The organism is Streptomyces sp. NH27, from assembly GCF_056859195.1.
On record NZ_JACEGK010000173.1, the window covers coordinates 1 to 13,849 of the forward strand.

At 73.9% G+C, this 13,849-nt stretch carries 11 protein-coding genes and 1 pseudogene; 5 read left to right on the top strand and 7 right to left on the bottom strand.

Annotated features, from left to right (window positions below; genetic code table 11):
* Positions 1–347: dihydrofolate reductase family protein (locus tag AC13HU_RS16260; protein WP_483042584.1), on the bottom strand; the 347-nt coding region annotated here is incomplete at its 3' end.
* The gene (locus AC13HU_RS16265; RefSeq protein WP_483042585.1) at positions 347–1,099 is read right to left on the bottom strand and encodes an ArsR/SmtB family transcription factor; all 753 of its coding nucleotides are present in this window, start codon (positions 1,097–1,099) and stop codon (positions 347–349) included. The genes AC13HU_RS16265 and AC13HU_RS16260, both read right to left, overlap by 1 nt.
* Before the next feature lie 383 nt (positions 1,100–1,482).
* On the opposite strand from AC13HU_RS16265, the gene AC13HU_RS16270 reads away from it, so the two are divergent.
* The 3 genes from AC13HU_RS16270 (at position 1,483) to AC13HU_RS16280 (ending at position 7,452) form a co-directional block, all read left to right on the top strand.
* A complete protein-coding gene (locus AC13HU_RS16270) occupies positions 1,483–2,463 on the top strand; it encodes a hypothetical protein (protein WP_483042586.1) in 981 nt (326 codons plus the stop codon).
* Positions 2,464–2,599: 136 nt separating this feature from the next.
* Positions 2,600–4,483, top strand: coding sequence for an HSP90 family protein (locus AC13HU_RS16275; protein ID WP_483042587.1), 1,884 nt, complete (start codon positions 2,600–2,602; stop codon positions 4,481–4,483).
* Positions 4,483–7,452 (top strand): hypothetical protein, encoded by a 2,970-nt coding sequence (locus tag AC13HU_RS16280; protein WP_483042588.1) that lies wholly within the window; start codon positions 4,483–4,485, stop codon positions 7,450–7,452. Before AC13HU_RS16275 ends, AC13HU_RS16280 begins: the two co-directional genes overlap by 1 nt.
* A gap of 71 nt (positions 7,453–7,523) precedes the next feature.
* Here the strand turns inward: AC13HU_RS16280 and AC13HU_RS16285 are convergent, their stop codons facing one another.
* Positions 7,524–8,312 carry a Mut7-C RNAse domain-containing protein gene (locus AC13HU_RS16285; protein ID WP_483042589.1) on the bottom strand — a complete coding sequence of 263 codons (789 nt, stop codon included), beginning with the start codon at positions 8,310–8,312 and terminating at the stop codon, positions 7,524–7,526.
* Positions 8,313–8,540: 228 nt separating this feature from the next.
* Here AC13HU_RS16285 and AC13HU_RS16290 point away from each other — a divergent pair, with 228 nt between their 5' ends.
* Positions 8,541–9,020 carry a GNAT family N-acetyltransferase gene (locus tag AC13HU_RS16290; RefSeq protein WP_483042590.1) on the top strand — a complete coding sequence of 160 codons (480 nt, stop codon included), beginning with the start codon at positions 8,541–8,543 and terminating at the stop codon, positions 9,018–9,020.
* Between the two features lie 45 nt (positions 9,021–9,065).
* Here AC13HU_RS16290 and AC13HU_RS16295 read toward each other — a convergent pair whose 3' ends face one another.
* The 4 genes and pseudogenes from AC13HU_RS16295 to AC13HU_RS16310 form a co-directional block, all read right to left on the bottom strand.
* The gene (locus tag AC13HU_RS16295; protein ID WP_483042591.1) at positions 9,066–9,320 is read right to left on the bottom strand and encodes a LapA family protein; all 255 of its coding nucleotides are present in this window, start codon (positions 9,318–9,320) and stop codon (positions 9,066–9,068) included.
* Positions 9,321–9,446: 126 nt separating this feature from the next.
* On the bottom strand, positions 9,447–10,727 hold the full coding sequence (locus AC13HU_RS16300; RefSeq protein ID WP_483042592.1) for a M14 family zinc carboxypeptidase: 1,281 nt from the start codon (positions 10,725–10,727) through the stop codon (positions 9,447–9,449).
* A 671-nt stretch (positions 10,728–11,398) separates the two neighbouring features.
* Positions 11,399–12,100, bottom strand: a complete 702-nt coding sequence (locus AC13HU_RS16305) for a class I SAM-dependent methyltransferase (RefSeq protein WP_483042593.1) — start codon at positions 12,098–12,100, stop codon at positions 11,399–11,401.
* A gap of 191 nt (positions 12,101–12,291) precedes the next feature.
* A pseudogene (locus AC13HU_RS16310) lies at positions 12,292–12,986 on the bottom strand (glycosyltransferase family 2 protein); the annotation flags it as partial.
* Between the two features lie 115 nt (positions 12,987–13,101).
* Here AC13HU_RS16310 and AC13HU_RS16315 point away from each other — a divergent pair.
* The coding region (locus tag AC13HU_RS16315) for a response regulator transcription factor (RefSeq protein ID WP_483042594.1) at positions 13,102–13,849 on the top strand (748 nt) is incomplete at its 3' end.

Genomic DNA, 13,849 nt, shown 5'->3' on the forward strand with positions numbered 1-13,849 from the left:
CCCCCACCCCCGCCCCGCTTCAACGCGTCGATCTTCGCGGCCAGTTCCTCCTGGTCGCGACCGTCGATCAGGGTCGAGTTGTTCCACTCCGCCTTGTCGAGCGTGCTGGACACGACGTACTTCGCGACGCCGTTCATGTGGTCGGCGCCGGGCGCGTCCGGCATCGCCGGCCAGGCCGCGGCGAAGCCCTCGTACGTCGTCCGGCCGAGCAGCAGCGCGTCGGAGCGGGCCATCTGCGCGGCGACGGTACGGGCCATGTCGTCGTCGAAGTACGACCCGTGCCACTGGTCGGGGGCCTCCATCACGCCGTCGGCGGTCAGGAACTCGGTGACGATCAGCTTTCTCATCACGACTCCTCAGAGCGCTCAGGGCGCCCAGATTGCTCGGGGCGCTCGGGGCTTTCGGCCGGTACGGCTGCGGGGACCGCGGCCACCGGGGCGCCCGCCGGCCGATCCACCGGCTCCCCGGCCGACTGACCTGCGGGGCCGGCCAGGTCGGCCAGTTCGGCCAGCGTCTCGGGCTTGACGGTCGGATGGAGTGCGACCACGACGCGGTGCGGGCGGCCCCCGTCCGCCTCCGCGGCGTGGTACTTGGCCACCAGCGCGCCGACCCCGCGGGTCAACTCCTCCACGAACGAAGCACGTTCGGCCGCCGAGGCGAACCGCACCTCGGCGTCGAGCGCGTAGGTGGCCACCCGCTGCCGGGCCCGGGCCGCACCTGTGATCAGCGCGCCCACGTCCCGCACCAGCCGCGCGGCCACCGCCAGCAGCCACCGCGCCGACATCTCGTCCCTGGCCCGGGCGGGGTCCGGCTGCACCGCGGCCAGCGCGCTCGGCGAGATCACGTACGAGGCCGCCGTCGCCCGCATCATCCGCTCGGTGACATTGCCCTTCCTGCGCTCCCCCGCCAGCTCGACCAGCCCGTGCCGTTCCAGCGCCTTCAGGTGGTAGTTGACCTTCTGCCGCGGCAGGTCCACCCGCGCGGCCAGCATCGCCGCCGAGGCCGGCCCCTGCCCCAGCTCGGCCAGCAGCCGGGCCCGTATGGGGTCCAGCGAAGCGGCGGCGGCGGCCGCGTCCTCGATCACTGTCACGTCCAACATGTCTCCACCGTCTCACCGAAAACTTTTTTTGTCCAGCCTGTTTTTCTTGTCGGCGAGTCGGAACCTGGGGCGTGGATACGAGCGGGCCAGGAGTACGCGGGACACAGGCCGCACGCGGACGGGGCGAGGACCGGAGCGGGAGGCGAGCGCACGGGCCCGAACGGGAGGCGAGCGCGGGCCCGGGTGAAGGCGGGACGAAGGCCCGGGTGGAGGCGAGCGCGGTCCGGGCGGGGACGAGCGGACAGGGCGCAGGCAGGGCGAATGGGTTGCCGCTCGGCGGGCGTGATATCCAGTCGTCGGGGAGCATCGCCAGGGCGGTCGTCCAGGCGCAGCGAGAGCACGAACCGAGGGGGCGGCACATGGCGTGGCGGAGACTGTTGCAGGTGCGTCAACCCGAAGGGGATACGTTCCTGCTGCGGCGGCGGAACAGGGTCGCCGCCATCGACCGCTGCTACGGTGATCCGCGGCTCGCCGAGCTGCGGGCGGCCGCGCTCCAGGGCGGTGCCGCGCAGTGGCCGGACATCCGCGGCCACCTGGCGGCGGCCGACGGTCAGGAGGATCTGACCTTCCTGGTCGAGGGCGTGCAGGACATCGCGCAGGTCGAGGAGTGGACCGCCGAGGTGGTCGCCGCTGACCCCGACGACACGCTGGCGCTGCTGGTCTCCGGCGCCCGGCACGTCGAGTGGGCCTGGCAGGCGCGCGGCCGATACGGGGCCTCCTCCGTCTCCGACGAGCAGTGGAAGCTGTTCCGGGAGCGGCTGCTGGTCGCCGAGACGCAGTTGTTCGAGGTGGCCGAGCGCGAGCCGTCGTGGGCGACGCCCTGGTACTTCCTCCAGGTGTCCGGCCGGGGGCTACAGGTCGGGCAGGAGGTGGCCGAGCGCCGGTTCGAGGCGACCTGTCGCCGGGCTCCTGGCCATGTGGCCGCGCACCGGCAGCAGTTGCAGCAGTTGTGCGCGAAGTGGAGCGGCTCGAAGGAGCGGATGCACGCCTTCGCGCGGGAGGCGGCGGCCGCCGCGCCCGACGGCAGCGGGCTGGGTCAACTCGTCGCGCAGGCCCACCTGGAGGACTGGCTGGACACCGGCGGCGATCCGGACTCCACCGTTCTGCACGCCCCGGAGGTGGTGCGCGCCCTGCACGAGTCGGGCGCGCGCTCGGTGCACCATCCGGCGTTCGTCCGGCGCGGGGACTGGGCGGTCGGCGTCAACACCTTCGCGCTGGCGTTCGCGCTGGCCGGTGAGAACGAGGCCGCCCGGGCCATGTTCCGGATGGTGGGCAAGCAGCCCACCGAGATGCCCTGGCGGTATCTCGACGGCCGGTCGCCCCTCGCGGCCTTCCTCAGCTGGCGCGCCCGCGTCGGCGCCTGACCCGTCGCCGTCCGGCGAACACGCCACCGACGGCTGCTCGTTGGCCAACGACCCCGCGCCGTAAGCATGTTGCCGTGCTGCCGCCTGCCGGCCGCCCGTATTTCCGCCCGACTCCTTTGACAGAAAGCTCGTTTCGGTGTCAGACGACGCACAGACCACCCACACGTTCCAGGTCGACCTGCGCGGCCTGGTGGACCTGCTCTCCCACCACCTCTACTCCAGCCCCCGGGTGTACCTGCGCGAGCTGCTGCAGAACGCGGTCGACGCGATCACCGCGCGCCAGGCGCTCGACGCGGCGGCGCCGGCGCGGATCACGGTGCGGGCCGGCGACGGGCAACTCACCGTCACCGACACGGGGGTCGGGCTGACGGAGGCGGACGTGCACCGCTTCCTCGCCACGATCGGCCGTAGCTCCAAGCGGGTCGGCGCCGACGGGCCGCTGGACCTCCTCCCGCCGGACGCGGGCCTGTTGAGCGGCGGCGCGCTGGACGGCGATCAACTCGCCTCGTCCCGCAACGACTTCATCGGCCAGTTCGGCATCGGCCTGCTCGCCTGCTTCGTGGTGGCCGACGAGATCACCGTACGGACCCGGTCGGCGGCCGATCCGGCGGCGCCCGCCGTGGAGTGGCGCGGCACCTCCGACGGCCGCTACACGATCAGCACGCTGCCCGGATCGGCGCTGCCCGAGCCGGGTACCACGGTGACGCTGGTGCCGCGCGCGGACGCCGTGGAGTGGACCGGCCACGACCGGGTGGTCGCGCTGGCCCGGCACTACGGCGGCCTGCTGCGGCACGAGGTCAGCGTGACCGACGAGCGCGGCGCGGTGACCCGGATCAACGGCACGCCGCCGCCCTGGCAGGCGCCGCACCCCTCCCTGTCGGCCCGCCGGCAGGCACTCGCCGACTACTGCCGCAGGACCTTCGACTTCACCCCGCTGGACAGCATCGAACTCGACCTGCCGGTGGTGGGGCTGCGCGGAGTCGCGTACGTGCTGCCCACGTCGGTGCACCCGTCGCGGCAGGCCGGGCACCGCGTGCACCTCAAGGGCATGCTGCTGTCCGACCAGGCGCCCGAACTCCTCCCGGAGTGGGCGTTCTTCGTGCGCTGCGTGGTCGACGCCGACAGCCTGCGGCCGACCGCGTCGCGCGAGGCGCTCTACGAGGACGAGACGCTGGCGGCGATCAGGGACGCGCTCGGGGCGCGCATCCGGGACTGGCTGACCGGGATCTCGGCGAGCAACCCGGCGCTGCTGCACCAGTTCATCGCGGTCCACCACCTCGCGGTCAAAGCACTCGCCCGCTATGACGACGAGTTGCTGCGACTGCTGCTGCCGTGGCTGCCGTTCGACACCACCGACGGGCAGGTGACGCTCGACGAGTTCGCCCGGGCCCACCCGACGGTCCTGGTGACGCAGACCGTCGAGGAGTTCCGGCAGGTGGCACCGATCGCGGCGGCGGCCGGCCTCGGCGTGGTGAACGGCGGTTACGCGTACGACCGTGACCTGGTGCACCGGCTGCCGGAGGTGCGGCCGGGCACGTCGGTGGTGGACCTCGATCCGGCGACGGTGACCGCGCACCTGGACCCGGTGGACCCGGCGGCGGAGTTGGCGGCGGCGGCCTTCCTGCACACCGCACGTGAGGTGGTGGCGCAGTTCGACTGCGACGTGGTGCTCCGCGCCTTCCACCCGGTCAGCGCGCCGTCGCTGCTGCTGGACAACCGCGAGGCCAGGCACGAGCGTTCGCGAGGCGAGCTGGCCGGGCAGGCGGACGGGCTGTGGGCGGACATCCTCGGCTCGCTGCGGTCCGAGGCACCGCGCGCGCAACTCGTGCTCAACCATCTCAACCCGCTGGTGCGCAGGGCCGGTTCGATCGGCGAGCAGGGCCTCGCGGTGACCGCGGTCGAGGCGCTGTACGGGCAGGCGCTGCTGCTGGCCCGCCGTCCGCTGCGCGCCTCGGAGAGCGCCCTGCTGAACCGGGCCTTCATCGGCCTGCTCGACCACGCGATGCACGAGGAGCGGTGATGCTGGACACCTCGGAGGCGGTCTTCGACGCGCTGCGGGAGAACAACGAGCGGCCGTTCGGGCGGCAACGCACCGTACGCGCTGAGGAGTTGGCGGAGGCGGCCGATCAACTCGACGACCGCGGCGCGCTGGTGACCGCGCTGTTCGAGCTGATGTCGGCGTACACCTACGCGGGCGAGGAGCGGAAGTCGCCGGTCGTCTTCGCGCGGATCGTCCGGATGTGGGACGAGCACCCGGCCGACTTCAGCGACTGGGAGGGGCACCAGCTCTACTGGCGCTTCAAGTGGGTGACCAGCGCGCTGCTCCAGGTGCCGGACGTGCCGCTGTCGGCGGTGGAGCGGTGGACCGGCGAGATGCGGGACCGCTACCGGGCGGCCGGGCACGGCCTGCAACCGGTCTTCGCGATGCGGCACCACATCGCCGAGCACACCGGGACCGGGCAGGAGGACGCGTACGACCTGTGGGCGACCCGGCCGCGTACCGATCTGAGCGACTGCGAGGCGTGCGAGACCCGTCACCGGGCGCTGCACCACGCGGCGATGGGCGACGAGGCGCGGGCACTCAAGGAGTGGCAGCCGGTGCTCGACGGCGGCCAGACCTGCCTGGAGGAGCCGTATGTGAGCATGGCGCACGCGCTGTTGCCGCTGCTGCGTGCCGGCCGGCTGGACGAGGCGCGCTCGCACCACCTGGTCGGCTACCGGTTCGCCCGCGGCAAGCCGGACATGCCCAACTCGCTCGGCCTGCACCTGGAGTTCTGCGCCCTGACCCGCAACGAGGGGCGCGGGCTCGAAGTGCTGGCCGAGAACCGGTCGATGTTCGACGTGGTGGGCTCGCCGCTGGACCGGCTGAACTGGCTGACCGGTGTGGAGGTGCTGCTCGCGCGGCTCGCCGGGCAGGGCCACGGCGAGCTGGCGGTGGCCGGGCCGCCCGGCCGCAACTGGACGGTGGACACGCTGCTGGCGTACGTCCGGCAGGAGGCCGGGCCGCTGGCCGCCGCGTTCGACAAGCGCAACGGCACGACGGCGATCAGCGGGCGGCGGCGCGATCGGCTGGCCCAACGTCCTTTGCTGGAAGAGCCGTTGGCGCTGGGGGTACGGGCGGTGACGCCGGTCGCCACGGCGCACTCCGATCCGACGGCGACAGTAGCGGCAACGGGCGTCGGCGTGACCGGGTCCGGGTCCGGCAGCGACGCCGAGCCGGTACCCGAGGGCTTCACCGAACTCGTTCTCCACGTAAGGACGTTGACTACTCAGGGCCGCCCCGACGCGGACCCGCTGTGGGAGCGGGTCCGGGCCCGTACGGCCGAGGACGGCCACGTCCACGACGAGGCCGCGCTCGGCCCGGAGCAGGTGCTGACCGGCGAACTCTTCGAGCTCAGCGGCTTCGAGGCGCTCGACCGGGACAAGTGGCCGCAGGCCCGCGAGGACATGCTGCGTGCCGCCGCGTTGTACGAGGAGGCGGGGCTGCCCGGGCGAGCGTCCTCGGCGCGGGCCAGGGCGGTGATCGCGGTGATCGCGGCGTCGGAAGCCGAGCCGGCGGACGACCTGTCCGCCCCACTCGCCGAACTCGACGCCGAACTGCGGCTCGCCACCGAGCTGCTGGCCGCCGACCGGATCGAGCCGGACCGCTACCTGGCGGTCCTCCAGTGCGATGCCATGGCGAACCGGCATCGTCTGATCGCCGAACTGCCGGCGCCGGGCGAGGCCGCACGCGCCGCGTTCGACACCTCCGTGGCGCGGCTGCGCGACGAGGCGGAGCGGCTCGATGCGCCGACCCGGGCGTCCGCCGCCCGGCAGTATGCCGCCGATGTCGCGGCGCGGCTGGGCGACTTCGAGGTGGCGGAGACCGAACTGACCTGCGCGCTCGAGCTGGTGGAGCGCGCAGGTCACCCCTGGCGCACGCCGCGGCCGTTGGCGCTGCTGGCCCAGATCCGGATGCGCGGTGGCCGGGCCGCCGACGCGGTCCCGCTGGTCCACCGGGCGCTGTCGGCCGCACTGCGCTGGCCCGACCGCTCCTTGTCACTGGGCCCGCTCCATGCGCTGCTGGGGCACGCCTACGCGCACGACGGCGACCCGGCGGGCGCGATCCGCCACCTGTCGGAGGCGGCCGACCGGATGGACCGGGACGGCGCCGACGAGGACGCGGCGCAGGTCCGGGTCGAGCTGGCCGACCTGCTGACCGGTGAGGGCCGCCCGGCCGACGCGGTCGCGGTCCTGGAGTCGATCACGCTCGGCGACACCGCGGCGCTCAACCCCCGGCTGCTCGCCCAGGTCCGGCTCGACCTCGGTCGCGGTCTCGCCGCGCTCGGCGAACTACGCGAAGCCGCCGCGGAGTTCGTCGGCCTCGCCGACGTGGTCGCCGGCTGGGCGGACGACCCGTCCACGCACACCCTGGTCGCTTGCGAGGCCGCGGTGACCCTGGCCAGGTCCGACCAGTGGGAGGCCGCGCGCACGGCGTACGAGCGGGCCGTCGCCTCCCACGCGCGCGGTCCCCGGCCGGTCCCGGTGGTCACCATGATGCGCGAGTTCGCCCGGCTCGTGATGGCGGCGGAGGAGGCCGAGGGACTGCCCGCCGCGCTGCGGCACCTGGCCGACGCGGACGCGGTGTGCGCCGAAGTCCCCGTCGGCACACCGGACTTCGCACACTGGTACCAGACCGGGGCGATCTGCTACCAGCGCGGCCGCGCCTACACCGCCGCCGAGTCGTACGACGACGCCCTCGCCGAGATGGAGCGGGCGATCACCACGTACGCGGACGGCGGCCGGGCGGGCGAGGAGCCGCGCGCCGAGGCCGTCCGGATCGCCGCCCTCATCGAGGGCAACGCGCTCGGCGACGTCCCCGCGGCCACCGCCCGCCTCACCGCGGCGATCGCCCGCTGCGAGGAAGCGGACCTGCCCGAGGCCGCCACGACCCTCGCGTCGGTACGGTCCGGGCTGGCGGCGCGGCAGCGGGAAGCGGACGGCGACTGAGCTGTCCGGCGGGCGGATACGGGGGCGGCGGCCCAGGTGTCCATGCGACCGGCGGCCAGGGCGCCCCGCGCTCAGGCCGCCGGGCCCGGGGCGGTCGACGGCCCGCCCGGGGCGGTCGACGCCGGGCCGTACTCCCGCATCGCCCACTCCACGACCGCTTCCAGGTGGGCGTGGTGCGCGCCTTTCCAGTAGACGCGTTCGCAGGCGGTGCAGCGGGCGAAGACGTCGTAGGACTTCTGGGTGCCGTCGCGGAGACGATCCCGGACGTCGTCCTTGTCCGCGGCGGCCAGCGTGCCGTTGCAGGCCACGCACCGGGTCCAGGGAGCCAGCGGCGGCGCGAACCGGCGGAGCACGTCGCGCAGTTGTTCCTCCGGGCGGTCGCTGTAGACGTACCCGCCGGCGAAGATCTCCCGACGGCGCAGCAGGCCCCGGTCGCGGGAGAGCATCACGCGCCGCTCCTGCGCGGACCGGCGGGCGAGCGCGGGGTCGCCGATGTCCTCGTTCTCGTACGCGGTGTCGACGCCGAGCAGCCGCAACCGCCGTGCCAGCGTGCCCAGATGGACGTCGAGGAGGAATCTCGGCGGCGGATCGGGGATCTGCTGCGGCCGCCGCACCGCCTCGATGGTGACCTCCTCGCCCGCCGCGGGCACGTGCCCGGCGGGCACCTCCTGGCCGTCGACGCTCAACCGGCCCACCTCGGTGAGCGGGATGCCGAGGGATTCCACCACGTGCCCGAGCGAGGACGCCCCGTCCGTCGCCACTTCCGCGGCCGCCCCGCGTCGCTCGACCGCCACGAAAACGTTCAGTTCAGGGTCAATGCGCACGCTGATCCGCGGCAGGCCCTCGGTATTTCGCCTCACCTCACCAGCATCCCACCGCCGCGCTCCCGTCTTCCACGGCTTTCCGCCGCGCCGCCGGCCGAACCGCCGGTCCCTCGCCCCGGATGTTCCCCAGGCCGTAGCGACCTCGGGGGTAATAGGGAGTGGATCAGTCGCATGACGGCGCGAGCCCGCTCCCTATTACTCCCCAGGTCGTAAGCAGCAGGGGACCCTTTCGGGGCTGTCGGTGGGTCCGCTTACGATGGCCGGATGGAGATCAGGAAGACCCGCTTCGACCACCCGGACGCCATACGTCTGAACGACCTGGTGCAGTTGGAGTACGCGGAGCGGTACGGCGACGGGGACATGACCCACATGGCCGCCGACCACTTCGACCCGCCGCAGGGCCTCTACCTGCTGGGGTACGACGCCGACGGGAAGCCGGTGGCCAGCGGCGGCTGGCGGGCGCAGGACACTTCGGCCGAGGGCTTCCAGGAAGGCGACGCGGAGATCAAGCGGATGTTCGTGCTGCAGGAGGCCCGCGGCCGCGGCTACGCCCGGGCGCTGCTGGCCGAGCTGGAGGTCACCGCCGCGGCGGCCGGCCGCACCCGGATGGTGCTGGAGACCGGGCAGAAGCAGCCCGAGGCGATCGCGCTGTACGAGTCGTGCGGCTACCTGCCGGTGACCAAGTTCGGCTACTACCGGTATGAGGAGCTGAGCGTGCACATGGGCAAGCCGCTCACCGCCTGACGCCCGGGAAGAGGACCGGAACGCAGCCGCCGGCGCGTGGTCCGCTCACCTCGCACCGCGCCGCCCGCGCCGCCGTCCGCTCCAACGCCACAGCAGCGCGCACAGGCCGCCCAGCACGAACGTGATCAGCAGCGCCAGCCACAGTGGCATCTTCACCTCGGGCACGATCAGCCGAATCCGTACCCGGCCGGTGTTCTCGAAGATGAACACGAGAGCCAGCGCGAACAGCACCAAGGCGGCGATCCGGCGCGGCGTCATCATCTCGCGCATGCGGCCGCCCGTGGCCTTGTCGGTACTCATCGCACTCACCTGTCTCCACTCCGCGGTCACCCCCTGTGCCCATGGTCGCCGTACGGGCGGCCGCAGGGGCCGTTGGATACTCCGATCGGGTGACCGCAACGCTGTCACCAGGCCCTCCGTACGCTGTCACGAACGCAGCTCCTCGTACACGGCCATCACGCTGCGTGCCTGCTGCTCCACCTGGTCGGTGACCGGCACCCAGCGTGGCCGGTAGGCGGTTTCGTACGCCTCGCACCAGGAGTCGACCAGGCGGGTCACGGCGGGCAGCGCGGCGATCCGGCGCAGCATCGCGGCGGCGCGCAGCGGGATGCGCTGTGCGTAGACCTCGATGCTGGTGACACGCGCGGTGGTCATCTCCGGCAGCGGGCTCGCACCCGGGGGGCGTACCGCGGGGTCCCATTCGGCGCTCAACCGGGGCCCGATGTCGACGAGTTCGCGCACCGTACGGAGCATCGGGCCGTCGGCGCCGATCAGTCGGGGGTCGATCCGGGCCAGCATCCGCGCCACGGTGGGCAGATCGCGGCGCAGCGCGGCCCCAGCGGTGCGCAGGGCGTGGTCGGCGTCGGGGTGCGGGGTGGTGTCGGCGGCGCGGTCACAGGCCCACATCGGCACCTCGACGATGGCGGTCACCCCGTTGTAGCGCTCGGCGTGCGCCCAGGTGGAGTGGGCGCCGTCGCCGGCGGCGGGGTCGGACGCGGGCGGCATGACGTAGACCCCGGGGCCGGGGCTGGGCCACTGGAAGGCGTCCGAGGAGCCGCTCTCCAGCGGGATGTCGAGTTCGGCCGCGGACTTGCCGATCCGCTCGGCCACGCCGGGCACGTCCCGGGTGAGCTGCACGAAGCTGCCGCCGACGTCGATGCCGTGCAGCGAGCACTGGAGCACCGGCCGCAGCCGGTCGAGGAGTTCGACCAGGGTGCGGGTCTCGGGCAGCACCGCGGAGCGGACCGCGCCGTCGTGCGGCAGCCACTCGGGCTGCTCGGCGGCGCACGGCCGGAAGAAGTGCTCGTAGTGTCGGCGCAGCGTGTAAGGCCCGGGCAGCCAGGGCTCGTTGAGCGCCGCCCCGTCGGGGTCGATGCACAGCAGGAAATGCCAGGTGCTGCCGTCGCCCGCGCCGGACCGGCACGTTTCGGCGATCTGCTCGGCCAGCCGCAGGACCGTGGCGCCGCCTACCGCTGCCTCGTTGGCGTGTGGTCCGGCCACCACCAGGACGTTGCGCGGCCCTTGACCCACCGTCAGCATCAGCAGCGGGCGGCCGGCCCGCGATCTGCCGACCTCCCCCAGCCGGCACAGCCCTTGATATCTTAACGTGAGGAGACGTGCACCCTCAGTGACTTCGACTGTCGTCGGATATTGCTGTCCCGTCACCGCAACCCCCTGCCGCGGACCCCCCGAGTCCTCACCCCGCATGACGACTTCGAGTTCGGTTCCGTCAGTAGGTCACGGCCGCCGAGAGGTGTCAACGGTGCTACCGACACCGTTCCCTAGCTGTACTGCGGGAGCCGCCACCACACCCGCCGCGACGCCGCCTCCCCGGGCCGCCGTCCGTGCGGGACCCGGCCCATCGGCGAGCGTGCCGGAGCGCGCCGGGAGCCTGGGCGCGAGCCCTACCGCAACCCGCGCCATGAGCTTCGACCGGCGACAAACCACAGCTCAGCGGCGGCACGAACCCATGTCCCGCCGCCACACCGCCGGTCCGTGGCGCACGCGGCCCTGCGCCGCCGACGGCACCGGCGACCCCCGCCGGCCCCCTGTCCGCGCCGCCTCGCTCACCCGCGCCCGCGCCCGCGGGACGGTCCGCCACACGTCGGCCGCGGCCCCGACCCCGGCCCCACCGTGACCGGACGATATACGGCAGATACGCCGGTCCGACGACGGCGACCGCCGCAGGCGCGATACGCAAGGGACCGGCGCCCGGACGCCTGAGCGAACGCACCCGACGTCGGCGCGGCGGGAACGGCTCGGCCGGGACGGCGCCGGCGGGACCAGACGGGCTCCGGCGCGGCCGGGACCGCTCCCGCGCGGCCGGGACCGTGCGCGACGGCCGCACGTGGACGCGGGGGCGTCGGAGCGACCGGACTTCAGCCGGGCCCGGCCGATCTGGCGCCGGGAAGGGGCGAGTTGAGGAGCGCGGCGAAGCGCCGCCCGGAGGCGGACCACTCCTCGGCGACCTGCCAGCCGGCCGCGCGGGCGGCTGCGCGCAGGGCGCCCGGGCCGAGCCGGGCCCACGGAAAGTCGCGGCCGTGCCTGCCGCTGCCGTCCTCCACGCGCACGGTCAGCCGCTCGTCGACTTCGTACGGCGCGGCCTCGGCGAGCAGGCGGCCGGCCGGGGCGAGCACCCGCCGCACCCGGCGCAGGAGGGCCACCGGATCTCCGCCGATACCGATGTTGCCGTCGGCGAGCAGCGCGGTGCCCCAACGGCCCTCCGCCGGCAGCCGGTCGAAGACGGAACGACGCAGCACCGCTCCCCCGGCGCCCCTGGTCCGCTCGACGGCCACCGGGTTCACGTCCAACCCCAGCACCGGCAGTCCGCGGCGGGCCGCGCCCGCGACCAGGCGCCCCGGGCCGCAGCCGATGTCGAGAACCGGGCCACGGCAGCGCACCAGTAGCGTGCTGTCCGCCTCGTCCGGCGGCGCGCACCACCGTTCGACCTCCAGCGGCAACAGCCAACCGTCCGCCCGGCGCAGGAACAGCGGACCGCACCCCTGGGCCAGCGCGAGACCGTAGGGGTCACCGCCCCACATCGACGCGGTCCCGGCCGACGCGGCGACGCTACGGCTCATCGCTCCGCTCCCGCACGGAAGTTGACCGCACCGCCGGTGGCCGCGCCCGCGTCCGTACGCGAGCCGGAGGGGACGGCGGTGTCCGAACCCGGAGCGCCGGTAGGCGTGTTGGGGACGGACCGGCGTGCGGACGGCACAACGGGGGCCGCGGGTACGGGCGGTACCGCGGGCACGGCGGGTTCCTGGAGCACGGCGGGTTCCTGGAGTGCGGCGGGTTCCTGGAGTGCGGCGGACATGTCGCGGACCGCGTGCCAGGTGCCGCGCCAGGTGCCGGTGACCTTGGAACGGCCGGACCGCGGGGTGTACGGGACATCCGTCTCGGCGATCCGCCAGCCCGCGTCGGCCGCCCGTACGACCATCTGGAGCGGATAGCCGCTGCGACGGTCGGCGAGCTCCAGGTCGAGCAGTGCGGCACGGCGGGCGACACGCATCGGCCCGAGGTCGTGCAGGCGCAGGCCGGTACGGCGGCGGATCAGCCGGGCGAGTTGGATGTTGGCCAGCCGCGCGTGCGGCGGCCAGGCACGCGGCGAGGTGGGCCGGCGGCGGCCGAGCACCAGGTCGGCGCGGCCGGCCAGCACGGGCACGGCCAACTCCGGCAGCAGCGCCGGGTCGAGGGAACCGTCGCAGTCGCAGAAGCAGACGAGTTCGGCGGTGGCCGCGCGCAGCCCGGTATCGCAGGCGGAGCCGAACCCGCGTACCGGCTCCCGTACGACGTGCGCACCCAGTTCCGCGGCGATCCGCGCGGAGCCGTCCGTGGAACCGTTGTCGACCACGATCGCCCGCCAGCCGGGCGGGATACGGCCCAGGACCCAGGGCAGGCGGCGGCCTCGTCGAGGCACGGCAGGACGATGTCGGCGACTGGCGCGGGCTTGGTCACCCGCTTCACCCTAGGGACGCCGAACGGACATTACGGACGCGCGGTCCTTACGAAACGCGGACGGCCCGGCACCGTGGGCGCTCGACCGTGGTCACTGTCAGTGGCGGGTGACAGACTCGGGAGCATGAGCAGCGCACCCGTATCCGTATCGCCGACGCCGCCGCGTGACGCGCGGCGGCGGGTCCTGGTCGTGGACGACGACCCGACGGTCGCGGAGGTCGTCGCGAGCTATCTGGACCGGGCCGGCTTCGCGGTCGAGCGGGTCGCGGACGGTCCGTCGGCCGTGTCGCGGGCGGCGTCGAGCCGGCCGGATCTGGTGGTGCTCGACCTGATGCTGCCGGGCATGGACGGCCTTGAGGTGTGCCGGCGGCTGCGCGAGGCGGGGCCGATGCCGGTGGTAATGCTCACCGCGCGTGGCGACGAGGACGACCGCATCCTCGGCCTCGAGGTCGGCGCGGACGACTACGTGACAAAGCCGTTCAGCCCCCGCGAACTGGTGCTGCGGGTGGAGTCGGTGCTGCGGCGGGCGGGCAGCCCGCCCGCGGCCGGACCGTGGCTGCGGTCGGGGTCGCTCGCGCTGGACCCCGCGGCCCGGCGCGCGCTGCGGCAGGGCGCGGAATTGGCGCTGACCATACGCGAGTTCGACCTGCTCGCCTTCTTCCTGCGGCATCCCGGCCGCGTGCTGGGCCGCGAGGAGCTGATGCGGCGCGTGTGGGGCTGGGAGTTCGGCGACCTGTCGACGGTCACGGTGCATGTGCGGCGGCTGCGCGAGAAGATCGAGGACGACCCGGCCCGCCCCCGGCTGATCAGCACGGTGTGGGGGGTGGGTTACCGCTTCGACCCAACCGGCCCGGCGGACGAGGGCGGCACCT

Coding starts and splice junctions, on each gene's coding strand:
- AC13HU_RS16300 (WP_483042592.1), bottom strand. CDS start 10,727: ATGCGGGGTGAGGACTCGGGGGGTCCGCGGCAGGGGGTTGCGGTGACG.
- AC13HU_RS16290 (WP_483042590.1), top strand. CDS start 8,541: ATGGAGATCAGGAAGACCCGCTTCGACCACCCGGACGCCATACGTCTG.
- AC13HU_RS16280 (WP_483042588.1), top strand. CDS start 4,483: ATGCTGGACACCTCGGAGGCGGTCTTCGACGCGCTGCGGGAGAACAAC.
- AC13HU_RS16305 (WP_483042593.1), bottom strand. CDS start 12,100: ATGAGCCGTAGCGTCGCCGCGTCGGCCGGGACCGCGTCGATGTGGGGC.
- AC13HU_RS16295 (WP_483042591.1), bottom strand. CDS start 9,320: ATGAGTACCGACAAGGCCACGGGCGGCCGCATGCGCGAGATGATGACG.
- AC13HU_RS16265 (WP_483042585.1), bottom strand. CDS start 1,099: ATGTTGGACGTGACAGTGATCGAGGACGCGGCCGCCGCCGCCGCTTCG.